14 protein-coding genes and 1 pseudogene are annotated in these 15178 nt (G+C 40.3%); 12 read left to right on the top strand and 3 right to left on the bottom strand.

Annotated elements, in window-relative coordinates; genetic code table 11:
* Nucleotides 1-345: 345 nt before the first annotated feature.
* On the bottom strand, nucleotides 346-879 hold the full coding sequence (locus A7Q09_RS09245) for a histidine phosphatase family protein (RefSeq protein ID WP_244228640.1): 534 nt from the start codon (nucleotides 877-879) through the stop codon (nucleotides 346-348).
* Between the two features lie 201 nt (nucleotides 880-1080).
* On the opposite strand from A7Q09_RS09245, the gene A7Q09_RS09250 reads away from it, so the two are divergent.
* The 3 genes from A7Q09_RS09250 (at nucleotide 1081) to A7Q09_RS09260 (ending at nucleotide 4397) form a co-directional block, all read left to right on the top strand.
* Complete coding sequence (locus A7Q09_RS09250; RefSeq protein WP_134391170.1) at nucleotides 1081-2655, top strand: DHA2 family efflux MFS transporter permease subunit; 1575 nt, start codon at nucleotides 1081-1083, stop codon at nucleotides 2653-2655.
* Between the two features lie 72 nt (nucleotides 2656-2727).
* On the top strand, nucleotides 2728-4002 hold the full coding sequence (eno, locus tag A7Q09_RS09255) for a phosphopyruvate hydratase (protein ID WP_134391171.1): 1275 nt from the start codon (nucleotides 2728-2730) through the stop codon (nucleotides 4000-4002).
* 20 nt (nucleotides 4003-4022) lie between these two features.
* Nucleotides 4023-4397: a septum formation initiator family protein gene (locus A7Q09_RS09260; RefSeq protein ID WP_134391172.1), complete on the top strand. Its 375-nt coding sequence runs from the start codon at nucleotides 4023-4025 to the stop codon at nucleotides 4395-4397.
* Between the two features lies 1 nt (nucleotide 4398).
* Here the strand turns inward: A7Q09_RS09260 and hemW are convergent, their stop codons facing one another.
* Nucleotides 4399-5493 (bottom strand): radical SAM family heme chaperone HemW, encoded by a 1095-nt coding sequence (gene hemW, locus A7Q09_RS09265; RefSeq protein WP_134391173.1) that lies wholly within the window; start codon nucleotides 5491-5493, stop codon nucleotides 4399-4401.
* Nucleotides 5494-5587: 94 nt separating this feature from the next.
* On the opposite strand from hemW, the gene A7Q09_RS09270 reads away from it, so the two are divergent.
* Nucleotides 5588-6514: a glycosyltransferase family 2 protein gene (locus tag A7Q09_RS09270; protein ID WP_134391174.1), complete on the top strand. Its 927-nt coding sequence runs from the start codon at nucleotides 5588-5590 to the stop codon at nucleotides 6512-6514.
* Entirely contained in the window at nucleotides 6511-7257 is a 747-nt protein-coding gene (locus A7Q09_RS09275) for a hypothetical protein (RefSeq protein ID WP_134391175.1), read from the top strand. Before A7Q09_RS09270 ends, A7Q09_RS09275 begins: the two co-directional genes overlap by 4 nt.
* 13 nt (nucleotides 7258-7270) lie before the next feature.
* On the opposite strand, the gene A7Q09_RS09280 is transcribed toward A7Q09_RS09275, so the two are convergent.
* The gene (locus A7Q09_RS09280; protein WP_134391176.1) at nucleotides 7271-7927 is read right to left on the bottom strand and encodes a hypothetical protein; all 657 of its coding nucleotides are present in this window, start codon (nucleotides 7925-7927) and stop codon (nucleotides 7271-7273) included.
* 114 nt (nucleotides 7928-8041) lie between these two features.
* Between A7Q09_RS09280 and A7Q09_RS09285 the strand changes: the two genes are divergently transcribed.
* The 7 genes and pseudogenes from A7Q09_RS09285 to A7Q09_RS09315 form a co-directional block, all read left to right on the top strand.
* Nucleotides 8042-8482, top strand: coding sequence for an archease (locus A7Q09_RS09285; protein WP_134391177.1), 441 nt, complete (start codon nucleotides 8042-8044; stop codon nucleotides 8480-8482).
* 113 nt (nucleotides 8483-8595) lie between these two features.
* The gene (locus tag A7Q09_RS09290) at nucleotides 8596-10026 is read left to right on the top strand and encodes an RtcB family protein (protein ID WP_134391178.1); all 1431 of its coding nucleotides are present in this window, start codon (nucleotides 8596-8598) and stop codon (nucleotides 10024-10026) included.
* Between the two features lie 327 nt (nucleotides 10027-10353).
* A complete protein-coding gene (locus A7Q09_RS09295; RefSeq protein WP_134391179.1) occupies nucleotides 10354-11457 on the top strand; it encodes a site-2 protease family protein in 1104 nt (367 codons plus the stop codon).
* Nucleotides 11458-11563: 106 nt separating this feature from the next.
* Nucleotides 11564-12757 carry an acetate/propionate family kinase gene (locus A7Q09_RS09300; RefSeq protein ID WP_134391180.1) on the top strand — a complete coding sequence of 398 codons (1194 nt, stop codon included), beginning with the start codon at nucleotides 11564-11566 and terminating at the stop codon, nucleotides 12755-12757.
* A 290-nt stretch (nucleotides 12758-13047) separates the two neighbouring features.
* Complete coding sequence (locus A7Q09_RS09305; RefSeq protein WP_134391181.1) at nucleotides 13048-14373, top strand: hypothetical protein; 1326 nt, start codon at nucleotides 13048-13050, stop codon at nucleotides 14371-14373.
* 63 nt (nucleotides 14374-14436) lie between these two features.
* Nucleotides 14437-14753, top strand: a pseudogene (locus tag A7Q09_RS11545) (aminotransferase class V-fold PLP-dependent enzyme); the annotation flags it as partial.
* 167 nt (nucleotides 14754-14920) lie between these two features.
* Nucleotides 14921-15178: hypothetical protein (locus A7Q09_RS09315; RefSeq protein ID WP_134391182.1), on the top strand; the 258-nt coding region annotated here is incomplete at its 3' end.

A 15178-nucleotide genomic window follows, 5' to 3' on the forward strand; every position in this document is an offset into this window, starting at 1 on the left:
ATATTTTTATTGGATTTCAATTGTTCTTTTCTGTTCATACATAATTATACTACACATAGCTATAATTTATCGCCTTATATCCCCATGCCTGAAGGCAGGGGCATTACGGCGATGGATGGTAAGCCGCCAGCCTTGGCTTGATAACTGTGTCCTAGAATACATTCTCCACGAGCAAGGAGGTGAAGAAGAGAAGGGGTAAGGAAAGGCTCGAATTGCTTAAAACAAAGGAGGTTGGATGCAATTGAATAGGCCCGTCGTAGAGAAAAAATTTATAAACTATAGGTCATGATCGCATCGCTTCAAAATATATAGTGGCCGATGTCTGCACCGACCTGATCGGACATATTACCTTTGGTTGATGTTGGTCGGTACCAATCTAATAGGGGGACATTCTGAAGAAAAGAGCGATTGACTTCTAAAAAACCCTTTGAGAAACCACCCCTTTTCATTAGCCCGATAATACAACCACAAACAACTAGCCGGTTCCATTTGAAAAAAGGGTGAGACCTTACTTTTTACTAGGAGCCTGACAGCAAGTTTTGAAAGGGTAGGTTCATGCCCAATAATAATGGAATCTTCTTCAATTTTTTTTATTTCTTTGAGCAGATCAGAAATTGAATCTCCAGGTAAAAGGCCTTTCAAAAGCTGTAATTTGATTCGCCTTGAGAGCGCTTTTGCAACAATTTCTGCTGTCTGTCTGCTTCTATCCTTTGGTGAATGGAAAATTTTTTTAGGATTGATGCCAGCGAATTTCAAAAACTTACCAAGCTGCAAGGCTACTTCCATGCCTCTAGCAGTCAAGGGACGATCTGGATCCAGTTCTTTCGGAATCGCTTCTGCATTTTGTATAAGTACTAGATCCATATCATTAACTCTCATAAATGATAATTTTTTTATTGACCTTTTGAAAGATTTTTCTTTTGGGAGCTTTTTGCTGATATTTCTTTTCTTTGCTGGGCAGAACCAGCTCTATCCATCAACACATCTTAAGGTGTAGCATACCATTTCTGCCTTAGAGAAAAGATTCTCTATACTTTTCTACTTTCTTTCTAACCGGTTCTTTGTTTTATTTTCCTTTCTATGGATAGTCAGCCTACCACTGAAATTCCATGGAAGCCTCGACATAATCCTTGGATAATCGCTCTTTCGGTGATGCTTGCCACATTTATGGAAGTCCTGGACACCACCATTCTCAATGTTGCTCTTCCTTATATAGCAGGTGGACTTTCTGCCAGCAATTCTCAAGCCACATGGGTTCTTACTAGCTATCTTGTATCCAATGCTGTTGTTTTGCCAATGACAGACTGGCTTGGAAAGACTTTCGGAAGGAAAAGATTGCTTCTGACCTGCATTTCACTTTTCACAATCAGTTCGGTTCTGTGTGGTGGGGCTCCCAACCTTGGAGCTCTAATTTTTGCTAGAGTTCTGCAAGGAGCCGGTGGTGGAGGACTTCAGCCCATTTCTCAAGCAATATTATTGGAGAGTTTCCCTCCGGAAAAAAGAGGTCAGGCCATGGGATTGTTTGCTCTTGGAGTTGTGGTTGCTCCTATATTAGGGCCAGTCTTCGGAGGATGGCTTACGGATAACCTAAATTGGCGCTGGTGTTTTTTTATTAATTTACCAGTGGGAATTCTAGCTATTGTTGCTTCATACTTTACTGTCGAAGATCCTCCATACTTGAGAAGGAATTCAGAAAAAAAGATAGACATCCTTGGTTTTTCTTTTCTTTGCCTTTGGCTTGGCTGTCTTCAAGTCCTTCTTGATAAGGGTCAAGAAGATAATTGGTTTGATGCCATCTGGTTAAGATGGATGGGGGGGCTTTCTCTTTTTGGAATGATCTGTCTTATTTTTCGTGAGCTCAAAACGCCTAATCCGCTTGTCGATTTAAGAATTTTTAAAGACAAAAATTTTACTGTGGCCGTCTTCGAAGTATTCATTGTCGGGGTAGTTCTCTATGCGACTCTTTCAGGTTTACCTCTCTTTTTGCAAACCCTCATTTCCTATACGGCTTATCAGAGTGGGCTAGCAATCAGTCCTAGGGGCATTGGTGCCGTGGCTGGAGCAATGATAGCCGGCAGATTACTTGGTCTATTAAGTGGTAGACTAATTGTAGCTTTAGGATTTATATTCTTGGCTATATCCTCTTTTCAAATCGGTTTTTTTAACTTAGAAATAGCCAAACTAAATATCATCATTCCAAACATCATCAATGGTATTGGAGCTCCTTTCGTATTTATCCCTTTGACGACAGCAGCTGTTATTACTCTCAAGCAAGAACAGATTGGAGCTGCTACTGGCCTATTCAACCTTTTTCGAAACATTGGAGGTAGTATTGGTACCTCTATGGTTCAAACCTTTATCCAAAGACTTGCTCAAGCCCATCAAACTATCCTAGTTGGGTATTACACACCAGACAATCTCAATTACTTATCAAGGTTTTCAGGGATCGAAAGCTATTTAGGTATGCACAGTGGTTCGGTTCCAGCTGCTTCCCAAGCCCTAAAAGTTTTGTATTCTACTCTAACCAATCAGGCAAATCTTCTTGCCTACATGGAAATTTTTCAGGTAATGGGATGGATCTGTGTCTTTTCCATTCCTTTGGCTTTTCTTCTAGCCAAAGATACAAAAAAAACTGGACCTATAGCTATGCATTAACAAATTGAACTCCAAAAACTATATCGATATTTTCTTGATTGGTTTTATTTTTCTGCTTTGCTAAGGAATAGGATGGCTAACACATTCATACGCAAAGTACTCGCAAGGCAAGTCCTTGACTCAAGGGGAAATCCAACAGTAGAAGCTGAAATTCATTTAGAAAGTGGGGTCTGTGCTAGAGCGATTGTTCCCTCTGGAGCAAGTACAGGGAGTAACGAAGCCCTGGAATTAAGAGATGGCAACAAGGAACGGTATGGGGGCAAAGAAGTTTCTAAAGCCATTAGGAATATAACAAAAACAATAGCTCCTGAGCTTATAGGAAAAGATGCAGCTAACCAAGCGGAAATTGATCGGATATTGATTGATCTGGACGGCTCGAAAAACAAATCTGTCTTAGGAGCCAATGCAATTTTAGCGGTTTCTCTTTGTGTGGCACGAGCAGCAGCCATGGCCGAAGGCATTCCACTGTATAGGCATCTTGGAGGCTCACAAGCCATCACTCTTCCCATTCCTTTTGCCAATGTTATCAATGGTGGGGTTCATTCGGATGCGCCTCTTGATTTTCAAGAATTTATGATTGTGCCTAAAGGCGCTCCCTCATTCAAAGAAGGGCTCAGGTATGGAGTAGAAATTTTTCATACCTTAAAAACTCTTCTCCAAGACAAAAAATTGGGAACAGGCATAGGAGATGAAGGGGGATTTGCCCCAGTTATTTCTTCTGCTGATCAAGCTTTCGATTTGCTTATCGAAGCAACAGAAAAGGCCGGGTATATTCCAGGAAAAGATGTTTTTTATGCCATGGATGCTGCGGCAACCGAACTTTTTGAAGAAAGCTCTAAAATTTACGTATTCAAAAAGTCTCAACATATAAAGTTGCCAGCTTCGCATCTTATTGAACTGTACCGAGAGCTTGCTAAAAAGTATCCTCTTGTGTCAATCGAAGATGGGATGGCTGAAAGCGATTGGGATGGCTGGAAACAGCTTACCCAACAGCTTGGAAGTTCCCTTCAGCTGGTCGGAGACGATTTGTTTGTTACCAACAAGGAATTTCTTGAGCATGGAATTAAAGAAAAAGTGGCCAATGCTATTCTTATTAAAGTAAATCAGGTGGGGACCCTGACAGAAACCTTTCATACAGTAGAAACGGCTAAGAGGCATGGATACAAAGTCATGGTCAGTCATAGATCTGGAGAAAGTGAAGATCCTTTCATTGCCGATCTTTCAGTTGCCTTAAATGCAGGGCAAATTAAAACAGGATCTTTTTGTCGGTCAGATCGGTTATGTAAATATAACCAACTGCTTCGAATTGAAGAAGAGTTAGGAGAAAGTGCTATTTATGGAATTTAGCTAAGTGGAGAGGCTATAAAGTGATTAAATTCAAATCTTTGAACTTTTGGATCTATTTTATCCAATCGACAAAGCTCCTTATTTTTTTGGGCTTGTTTGCGCTCCTCTTAAGTGTCTTTATTCCGATTATTCGCAAGATCGACCAGTTAGAAAAGAAAAAAGAGCTTCTTGCCAAAGAATACGCAGAGGCTGAATTAAAAAATAAAGAATTAAGTTGTAAGCTATATCTTCTGAAGCATGATCCAAGTTTTATCGAACGGATCGCTCGTGACCGTTTAAACATGGGGAAACCAGGTGAAATTATATTCCGGTTTTATCCTTACGGCTATGTTCCATTGAATAAAAAAAGCGTTAACAAACTGGAAAATCAAGAACCAGTAGAAAAGAAACCCTAAACTAGTTCATAAAATATAAAGCAATACTGTCAGCGACCAGCAGACCACGCGGCGTCAGCACAAACCGATCTCCTACGGTCCTTCCTAGCCCTTCAAAAACAAGCCACTGAATGATTTCCCTTTCTTTTTGGTCAAAATGGCTTATAGCCACTCCTTGATCGGTTCGAAGGCCCAAAAAGATTTTTTCCTTATTCTTAGATTCTTCATCCAATGACTCCATCTCGGCTATGGCAAGCCGCCCTTCCTTTACCGCCTGGACATAAAGGGAGTGATCAGCAACATTTTTCCATCTTTTGGTTCCTACAGTCGAACAGGCGCTAGGACCAATACCTAAATAATCTTTGCCTTGCCAGTAAGCTTGATTGTGAAGGGATTTATATCCAGGGAGAGCAAAGTTGGAGATCTCATAATGGATAAAACCATGCTTGGTTAATAAATCAGTAGCTTCATAGATCATTTCAATCTCTTTTTGTTCATCACAACGAAATTTCCCTTCTTGTAAAGCTTTGAAAAATGGCGTGTTTTCCTCGTAGGTTAAACAATAAAGCGAAAGATGGCTGGGAGCTAAATCCAGAGCCATTTGTAAAGATTGCTTTAAAGATTGTAGATCCTGCCCTGGAATGCCAAAGATGAAATCCAAATTGATATTTTCAATCCCTGCTTTTCTAAGAAGATGAACCGAGTCGGCCACATCCTTAGGCTTATGTCTTCTCCCAAGAATCAACAGGTCTTGTTCGTTCATTGATTGGGCTCCTATGCTCACTCGGTTAACACCAGCCTCTTTCCATTCAGCTGCTTTTTGCTCTGAAATGGTCCTTGGATTGGCTTCAATCGTTAGCTCTTGAAGGTTTTCCTTACTAAGAATAGAGAGAAGCTGTGTGATTTCTTCTGATTTGGCTAAAGAGGGGGTGCCCCCACCTATATACACCGTTTTTGGATCCAAAGAATAATAGCCTTTTAAAATTTCCACCTCCCTAATTAAAGCTTCTGTCAAAAGCGCTATGTCTTTTCTTTTCCCTATTGTTACATAAAATCCACAATAAGGACAAATGGTGGCACAGAAAGGGAAATGGAAATAAAGATGTTCAATACGCATAAAAGTGCTACAATAATCAGGCTTTGGTTCGATAAGATAAAATACAGTATCTTCAGATAACGTGGATTAAAAGTGCAAAACTCCTCTTAATCTCATGATGGCAAACAGAAAGATCGAAGAGCCGATCGACTGGTCAGTCATTATTGTTACTTTCCAGAGTCAAAAAGTTATAAAAAATTGTCTTGAGTCTTTATTCTACCAAAGAGGCGTGCGTAGCGAAATCTTTGTCGTAGACAATAATTCAACAGACGGCACAAAAGAAATCCTCGAAGCTTTCTCTACTAAGATTTTTTTTATCGAGAATCCCAGTAATGAGGGTTTTGCTAAAGCCGCCAACAAAGCTCTGTCCCGAGCGAAAGGCCGATTTGTTTTATTTCTTAATCCAGATGTTGTGATTAAAAATCCTTATTTCTTAGAAAAAATAGCTGCGTTATTCGATGAAATAAAAACGGTTGGAGCCATTGGTCCCTCGTTATATTATCCTGATGGGCAGATTCAGCCGACTACCAGTTTGCAATATCCCAATCAAAAATGGACACTTGGATCTATCCCAAAATATCCTGGGAATATTGCCGCATTGTTAGGAGCTTGCCTAGCCATCCGCAAAGAGATACTCGATCAAATTGGCGGTTTTGACGAAGACTATTTCCTTTATGGAGAGGATCAAGATATTTGTTTGCGCATCCGTAAGCTTGGGTTTAGTCTTGCCTACAGTCCCCAAATTCAAGCGTATCATATTGGAGGGCATAGCAGCGAGAACCTTTCTTACAAACTTCTATGGGAAAGAAAATTACAAGCCGAATATATTTTCTACAAAAAGCACTATCCTCAACAAGCTATCGATCTAATCGCCTTTTCTCAGCTGATCAAAAGCAATTGGCAACTCTTTCTCCTCTTCTTTTTTGGAAGCTCTCTCTTGCCAAAAAGCCGTCTTCATGAAAAAATCTGCAAATACAAGGCAATTCGTTCTCAGGCTTTTGCCCATCTTTTCCATCGATTCAACCAACAAAGACAACCATGATGACTCAGGATTTTAAGAAAGATTTTTTCTTTCTGCTCTCCCTTTTCGATGCACAAAAAGCTTTTGCTTTTAGTCGGTATAACGATGGAGAAGCCCTCATTTTGTCTAATCAGAAAGTTGGTTGTAAAGGAGAATGGGAATATAATCCCAAAAAGCATCTCTCTTTTAGAGCTGATTTAAGAAAATCTCTCCAAGCAACCGATCCTAGATTCTTTTATGGAGTACCATCTTGGGATACAAGTCCAGAGATGCATCAAAGAGTTTTGCGTTATATTAAAGCTCCCCTTTCTCAAATCACTTTTGCCGCACTTTTTGCTAATGCAAATCATGATCTTTTTCTCAAAGAATTCCATCCCCGAATCAAAAACTGGCCTAATGAAATCTTTTTTATAGGGAACTCCAAACTGAACCCCCAATCGATCCGCAATGTCACAGGAGCAAAAGAAATTCTACCAATCTATGGCAACTGCATCCTGTTTTGGGACAAAAACAAAAACAAAATTTTAGCTCAATTAGATTGGATGGCAACAAGATCAGATCATTCCCTATTTCTTATAGCAGCAGGCCCTTTAGGCAAGATATTGATTCATGCTCTTTGGGAAATTTCTCCAAATAATACCTATTTGGACATCGGTTCAGCTCTTGACCCACTCCTTTTTGGAAAAAATACCAGAGCCTATCATAAAGATGCCCAAAACCGATCGTTAGTTCTCCAATGGGCTCCCACAGGAGAATCTAACTAAATGGAAAAATTCATCAAAGACGTTTAGCAACGACTCTTTGGGAAAGAAGCAAAGGAGAACTAGTAGATATCTGCCACTTGGAGCTTTCTAGATGTAATGCCTGAATGAACTCTTGATCGTAAAAACCCGCTTGAACCGCACGACAAACCACTGGATAAGCCGATCGAATCAATCCAATTTTATGTAAAACCCAAAGCTCAAACCTTTGGAAATAAGAGCGATAAGGCTCCGAAAAAACTAAGAGGAATGCATTGCTACTTTGTATTTTTTCACCAATCCTCTGTATTTTCGATTCATCAAAAGCATAAAAGAACCAATTGGCTATAATAAAAGAGTATCTTTCCCAAACTTCAAATTCGAGAATTTCCGTTTGAACCCATTTCCAAGGAAGTGGCCATTTTATAGGACGAGGCATGCTATCAATCCCAGTAATGTCGATCTTTTCCCGAAGCGATTTATCAGAATAAAGAAATCTGCCTAAATATCCATCCGAATCGCCTAATAAAAGACCAGAAGAAAATTGGTGAATATTTTTTTTTAAAACTCTTGCAAACCAATGATAAGTCCCCATGGACGCGTGCAGTCGAGAGAGCTCATTTGCTTTTTGAGAAGCAATTTGTAGCTGTCTTGATTGAATTGGCGAATTTTCAGTAATGAGAATCCTTCCCATTGTTATTTTTTTTTACATTTCTTATGAAATAAACTTATTTTTAAAAGGGAAACAAAAAGAAAAACTTACTTTTGTTCATTGCCCCTTTTTTTCCACACTAATGTGATTACCACTATGAACATCGATAAGCAACCTACCACTTCGTACCGGTGGGAAACTTTTTCCCACATGGCAGACATCGGCATTAGGGGCTTTGGCAATAGTCCAGAAGAAGCCCTTATAGCCGTATCTCTGGCATTGATTTCCGTCATAACCGATCCCCAAAAAGTCAGTCCCACAAGCTCTGTCAGTATAACCTGTCAGGACGATAGTTATGACTTGCTCCTCTATGATTGGTTAAATTGTCTGATATTTAAAATTGCTACAGAAAACATGCTTTTTTCTGCATTCGAAGTTGAATTGCGCTTACCATTTTTACGAGGAACGGCTTGGGGAGAAATCATAGATAGAGAAAAACACACTCCAGCAGTGGAGGTCAAAGGAGCAACTTTTACTGAGCTTTTTTTTGGGCAGAATGATAATCAATGGATAGCGCAATGTGTAGTAGACGTATAAGGAGCTTGTGATTCTTTCTATCCCCTCGAAAGGGATGGGAATTTCGTAAGCCATTCTATAATTGCAATTTCCTTAAATGAAGGTTTTATTTCTAGAAGGAGGGGTAGGTAGTTATGGAAATGTCCTTGCTTGAAAAAATTTCAGAGAGTTGTTGGCAGATTCCTGCTCATGGGACAATGAGGGTTCCAGTGATTATTTATGGCTCTGAAAAAATAATCCAACAAATGGATCAAAAAGTTGCCGAACAGGCCTCCAACGTTGCCTCTCTACCTGGAATTGTTAAAGCATCTTTTGTGATGCCCGATGCTCATTGGGGATATGGATTTCCGATAGGAGGCGTTGCAGCTTTCGATCCAGATCAAGATGGGGTGATATCGGCAGGAGGCGTTGGATTTGATATCTCCTGTGGAGTCAGAACCCTTTTAACAGGATTGCAAGAAAAAGACATCGAGCCAATCAAAAATAAACTTGCTGATCTTCTATTCAAAGAAATCCCAGCAGGAGTGGGGAGTCATGGGAAGATTCACTTGGATAAGAACGAAATGGATAAGATGCTTGTCGGCGGAGCAAAATGGGCTATAGAGCAAGGCTATGGAGAAGAAGAGGATCTTCAGAGAATAGAAGAAGGGGGATGTATGCCCGGAGCTGATCCTCAAGCCGTTTCCAATCTTGCCAAAGAACGGCAAGCAAAAGAAATGGGCACGTTGGGATCAGGGAACCATTATGCGGAGGTACAAGTTGTTGGCAAAATTTTTGATGAGGCTATAGCCAAATTACTTTCCATCCATGAAGGAGATATCGTTGTGAGTATTCATTGTGGATCACGAGGATTAGGACATCAAATTGGGACGGATTATTTAAAGGAGATGGTGGTTTGTGCGCAAAAACTCAAGATTGAATTACCCGAAAGAGAACTTGCCTGTGCTCCAATCCAATCGGATCTTGGGAAGAGGTATCTTGGAGCGATGCGAGCAGGAATTAATTGTGCGTTGGCTAACAGACAGATCCTCACACATTTAATTAGAAAAGTGTTTTCCAATTTCTTTCCAAACATTTCCATGCCTTTGCTCTATGATGTCTCTCACAATACCTGCAAAGTCGAGGAGCATTCGATTAATGGAGGCTCAAAAAAGCTTTTTGTGCATCGAAAAGGAGCCACCCGTGCTTTTGGCCCAGGACACCGAGAAATTCCTGAAGATCTGAAAGAGGCTGGTCAACCAGTCCTTATAGGGGGCAGCATGGGCACCCATTCCTATATTTTGGTTGGTACAACGCAAAGCGAGCGGCTTGCTTTTTCTTCTGCAGTACATGGAGCTGGGAGAGCCATGAGCAGATCTAAGGCTTTGAAAGAGTGGAAAGGCAAAGAGATCATTAAAAGCCTTGAAGCAAAAGGCATTCTGATCCGAGCTGTTTCAGAGCGCGGCGTTGCAGAAGAAGCCCCCTTAGCCTATAAGGATGTCAGTGATGTCGTAGAAGCGGCACATAAAGCAGAGCTTGCCAAACTGATCGCCCGGCTCGATCCCTTAATTTGTATCAAAGGCTGATTGCATCCACGCTACAGATTATTCAATTCAAGTCATCTTCGGTTAGCAAAAGAATCTAAGACTGATGCTTTTGGTTGAGGGGAACCTCTTCCGCTGTTTTTTTCCTTCAGTCAACTCACCTTAGGAAAGGTTATCTTCCACCCTTAACAGGGCAAGAGAGGGGAAAACAATTTATCGCTAACTATTATCTACCTTCTCTTCTCCTCTGGCTGAGTAGGAGAACTCGGGTGCTCATAATTAGATAGCGAGGGAAAAGAAGAAATATTCTAAAAAATAAAGAATGATTTTTTTGCGTGGAATAACCATATTACACATAAGTTCGACACAATGAAATGGTCTTGGAGGATTGGTTCTATTTTTGGCATTCAAATTTACGTTCATTTCACTTTCTTCCTTCTTCTTAGTTGGATTGCTGTAGTTTATTATTCAGAAAGGGGAAGCCTGGAAGATGCCCTTTTGGGCATTCTTTTTACTCTGGCTCTTTTTTTTGTCATTGTTCTTCATGAATTAGGACATGCGACTGCTGCCCGGTTTTTTAAAATTTCTACAAAAGATATTACGCTGTTACCCATTGGCGGTGTAGCCAGGCTTGAAAAAATACCAGAAGATCCCATTCAAGAGCTGATCGTTGCCATAGCTGGACCTGCCGTCAATATCATCCTAGCACTATTCCTGTACCTCATTATGGTCATAGCTGGAATTCCTATTAATGCCAAACAGCCAGACATGATCCATGGCAACATCCTGGCTCAATTTTTTTGGACTAATATCATTTTAGCTGGATTTAATCTCATACCTGCTTTCCCAATGGATGGCGGTAGAATTTTACGTGGGCTTTTAGGAATGAAGATGGATTTTCTGCATGCTACCCGAATAGCCGCTTCAGTTGGCCAAACGATTGCTCTGGCTTTTGGATTTATTGGGCTTTTTACCAATCCTTTTCTTATTCTGATTGCTTTATTCGTATGGTTTGGAGCTTCACAAGAAGCAAACTTAGCTCAGGTCAAATTTACTCTTAGTAAAACCACTATCAGCCATCTTATGCTCCGGGAATTTCACGTTCTTTCACCTACAGACACTTTGGCAAAGGCTATCGAAATCACACTTGCTACCCAACAGCATGATTTCCCCGTCGTGGAGAACAATAAACTGGTTGGGATGCTCTACAGGGCAAATCTGCTCATGGGCTTGATGCAAAATGGCCAGGAGGCTTTAGTAGAAGAAGTTATGACCAGAGAGTTTGTAGTGGTTGAATCTTCTGATAAAGCCGAAGAGGTGTTCTCCAAACTCCAATCTGTTCCCTATGCCACCATTCCCGTGACAGAAAAAGGAGAACTTGTCGGGTTGTTGACCAAGGAAAACATTGCTGAATTTTTGATGTTTCATACGGCTATGACAGAACGAAAAAGCAGATCCTTTTTTGAGACATAAAAGAAGCATACTCTCCGATGGATCTGAAAGTAGCTTTTATGATAGAAAGTCTTTCCCTAACCAATCCATTCATCCCCCTTTTTGCTTAAAAATTTTTGAAAGAACCATGAAAGACAAACAAGCATTAATTCTTACAGTCAATAGCGGCTCAACAAGCATTAAAATAAGTATTTTTGATTCGGAAACTGAATCTCTTGTTCTGCATGGAACAATAGAAAGAATCGGAATAACAAATAGCCTTTTCCAATTCAAAAATAGAGAGGGAGAAATAATTGCTGAAGAGCTTCTCCAATTGAAAGACCATGATGAAGCAATAGCCAAGCTCTTCTCCTTTCTCAAAAAGCATAGGCTAGAATCATCCCTTTTGGCTGTTGGACATAGAATAGTGCATGGTGGTCAACTTTTCCAGGAGCCCCGACTCGTTACCTCGGAAATGTTGGAAAACTTAAAAGAACTTATCCCTCTTGCCCCAGATCATTTGCCAAGCCAAATTTTGGCCATAGAATCATTTCGCAAACACATTCCACAAACTAAGAATATCTGCTGTTTTGATACAGCCTTTCACAAAACAATCCCGCATTATGCCCGCCACTATGCCCTTCCAAAGTCCTTAAGAAACATGGGGATTATTCGATATGGATTTCATGGCCTTTCTTGTGAGTACGTCATGGAGGAGCTACAGGAAAAAGAAAAAGAAAAAGCTTTGGGCAAAATCATTATCGCCCATCTTGGAGGAGGAGCCAGTCTGACGGCTGTCTATAACGGCCAAAGCATTGATACGACAATGGGATTTTCTCCTCTTTCTGGTTTAATCATGGGAACTCGATGTGGAGATCTCGATCCTGGAGCCGTTCTCTATCTGATTAAAGAAAAAGGCTTTAGAGCAACAGAACTTTATGACTTGTTAAACAAGCAATCAGGATTGCTTGGCTTAAGCGGGAAAAGTCCAAATATGAAGGATCTTCTTGAAGATTCAACGAAAGAAGCCAAAGAGGCAGTGAATACCTTTGTCTATCAAGCAAAGAAATTTTTGGGGGCATTCATTACCATCCTCAATGGATTGGATATTCTTGTATTTACTGGGGGCATTGGAGAAAATTCTGCTCAGATCCGAGAAAAAATATGTAAAAATCTGGATTTTTGGGCAATCCAGCTTGATCCCCTAAAAAACCAAGCCCATAACGAAATTATTTCGACAGAAAAGTCTTCGACTAAAATTCGGATCGTAAAAACCAATGAAGAGTTGATTATCGCTAGAAGAACCCTCCAACTATTAAGGCAAGGAACTTTAACATTATGAATTTTTTTTTATTTTTCCCAAAAACTTTCTTTTTTCCTTGGATTTTCTTTTATTCTATCAATCATTAAGCTTTAAAAGCTATTTTTGGTGGGGACCCATTGAAATGATCGAGCTAGAGCAGACGCAATTTGCTTGCAGCTTCATAAACAATCATAGGTCGGCTGCTTAAATGCGGAACATTAAAACACATTGGATCGATGAGAAAGCTTCAAAGTCTAACAATAAGAAGACCAAAAAGTTTCATGAGTAGCCTATCTATTTGTTGAATAACACAGCCAGAGAATAGCCCTGTGAAAAACATTGTCTTTTTTTTGTTTTTTGCTTTTTTATCCAGTTTTTCCTATTCTTTCCCTTCTGAAGATTCTCTTCCAGAAGTCCTATCCGACTCCTTACCTACTTCAGCCATTTTCGATCTGAGAATAGGCCCACTATCCGAAACGAAATTTCGTGGGGAAGTAGAAGCCTTATTCGATTCGATTCATTGGATAAGGCCTAAGGAAATCAAAAAGGTCTTGCTTTTCATTGAACCGTATTTTTGGTCTGCTTTATTGAAAAAAGAACCTGCTCCAAAAACCCTCTTATTGCTTGACGAGCCTTTCGGTTTTGCCGGAGGAAAAGGTAGCTGGAAGACGATAAACCCAAACAAAGACAACTTCCTTCTTTTCCGTTTTGGAAAATGGATCCTATGGCTTGAAGGAAACGGAAACAATGGGAAAAGACAGCAGACCACACTCATAGCCACAGAAATAAAAGATACCGGTGATCCTAGCCCCATTTATTTCCATTATTTTCAAGGACAATACCCAAAAATTAAAAGCATTGTTCCTTTTAGATACATTGATCCAGAGGAGAACAAAAGTGTGGATTGCATAGGGATCTCATCGGAAGACCAGGATAAAGGAACAATTATCGAAGCATTCGAGCTTGAGAGTCAAGAAAGGATCCTCCGGTTAGAGGAAAATGAACTAACGGAAAGTTCTCCCGATTGGGAATGGTTGCTAACCTCTGATTTTGATTTCATGCCCATTAGGTTGTTAGATCCCAAAGATCCTTCTAGTCCTGATACTCCCCTAGCCGTTACTATAAGGCCTGAGAAAGCAAATAATCTATTGAACAGTTCGCTTTCAAGCTTACTCCCTAAAAAAGGAGAAGTGATTTTTTTTGATAGAAAGGAAAATTCAACCAAGATAAAAGATACCGAAGGGGCAAGCTTCCCGCGACTTAGCTCCGATGGGACTGTGGGATGGATCCAAAAAAACCATTTAGTTCTCTATCGCTATGGCCGGGTCTTTCAATACTTTCCATTTGAAGGAAACTTTTCTTTGAATTGGTGTTTTAGCAATCATGGCAAAGAAATTTGTCTTTATTCCAGGAAACCCTCAAAACGAATCTATCGCCTCCTATTAGCCTCCAATTTATTTCTTTATTGGCTACCAGAATTAGAATTAAATACCCAACTACCTTTCTCCTTTGAAGAAATCTTTTCTAAATATGATGTCCATTCCGGAATGCTTCTTGAAAGAATAGTGTCAAGGATAGACTCTCCAACGGATTCTATAAAACTCCCTTCTTGGGTCAAAGCCCTGAAGGCGTTAAATCAATTTTATTTTGAATGAAACCTTCAAAGAGATTGAATCTAGCTTTCTTGAATCTTAGCCAATAGATGCTAGATTTTAAAAGTGGAGTCGATAGAAGCCTATAGAAAGGATTTTCCTATCCTTTCTCTAAAAATTAATGATTATCCGCTTATCTATGTTGACAACGCAGCCACTTCTCAAAAACCCTTCTGCGGCGTGATCGAAGCGTTATTTAATTTTTTTTATCAGCCAATGCGAATGTTCACAGAGGACTCCATGAATTAAGTAGTCGAGCTACTGAACTTTTAGAGGCATCCCGAGCCACAATCGCTCGGTTTATCAATGCCAGAATTCAGGACGAGATTGTATTTACAAGAGGAAACACAGAATCGATGAATCTGATTGCTGGCTCATTAGCCCATGTTTGGTGAAAATCGCCTGATTTTGGGGGTGCTCCAGAGGAGAGGGAGCCATTTTTGCCGAAACATAGTTATTAATTATTCATAATGTAACATTATGAATAATTATTATGAATAAATCTTTTAAAGTAACTAAATAGATCAACGTTGTAGGATAATGTCTCTTTATGTTTCTGCGTGTTGTTCCAATCCGGCGGCTCAAGCGGGAAAGTGGACCAGTACGTTTGACTGGTGGAGAGCTACTACGATCGAGGGAAAATCTAGAGAGCCGGTCGATAGCGACTCTTCTAGTGCAAGGAGCTTTTGGCTCCTCATGTGGACAGGCTTGTGGAGCTTTTAACGGGGGAGCTCGAGCAAAGACGACGGAGAGCTCTAAGCCAGAACTGGCGGCGGTTTGGGGGCTGCGACTATTAGCCAGGGCTTTG

The organism is Methylacidiphilum sp. Yel, from assembly GCF_004421185.1.
Classification (GTDB): Bacteria; Verrucomicrobiota; Verrucomicrobiia; order Methylacidiphilales; family Methylacidiphilaceae; genus Methylacidiphilum.

What these genes read in the sequence shown, in the direction of transcription:
- A7Q09_RS09245 (WP_244228640.1), bottom strand. Translation starts at nt 879, where the DNA reads ATGAGAGTTAATGATATGGATCTAGTACTTATACAAAATGCAGAAGCG.
- A7Q09_RS09250 (WP_134391170.1), top strand. Translation starts at nt 1,081, where the DNA reads ATGGATAGTCAGCCTACCACTGAAATTCCATGGAAGCCTCGACATAAT.
- eno (WP_134391171.1), top strand. Translation starts at nt 2,728, where the DNA reads ATGGCTAACACATTCATACGCAAAGTACTCGCAAGGCAAGTCCTTGAC.
- hemW (WP_134391173.1), bottom strand. Translation starts at nt 5,493, where the DNA reads ATGCGTATTGAACATCTTTATTTCCATTTCCCTTTCTGTGCCACCATT.
- A7Q09_RS09270 (WP_134391174.1), top strand. Translation starts at nt 5,588, where the DNA reads ATGATGGCAAACAGAAAGATCGAAGAGCCGATCGACTGGTCAGTCATT.
- A7Q09_RS09275 (WP_134391175.1), top strand. Translation starts at nt 6,511, where the DNA reads ATGATGACTCAGGATTTTAAGAAAGATTTTTTCTTTCTGCTCTCCCTT.
- A7Q09_RS09280 (WP_134391176.1), bottom strand. Translation starts at nt 7,927, where the DNA reads ATGGGAAGGATTCTCATTACTGAAAATTCGCCAATTCAATCAAGACAG.
- A7Q09_RS09285 (WP_134391177.1), top strand. Translation starts at nt 8,042, where the DNA reads ATGAACATCGATAAGCAACCTACCACTTCGTACCGGTGGGAAACTTTT.
- A7Q09_RS09290 (WP_134391178.1), top strand. Translation starts at nt 8,596, where the DNA reads ATGGAAATGTCCTTGCTTGAAAAAATTTCAGAGAGTTGTTGGCAGATT.
- A7Q09_RS09295 (WP_134391179.1), top strand. Translation starts at nt 10,354, where the DNA reads ATGAAATGGTCTTGGAGGATTGGTTCTATTTTTGGCATTCAAATTTAC.
- A7Q09_RS09300 (WP_134391180.1), top strand. Translation starts at nt 11,564, where the DNA reads ATGAAAGACAAACAAGCATTAATTCTTACAGTCAATAGCGGCTCAACA.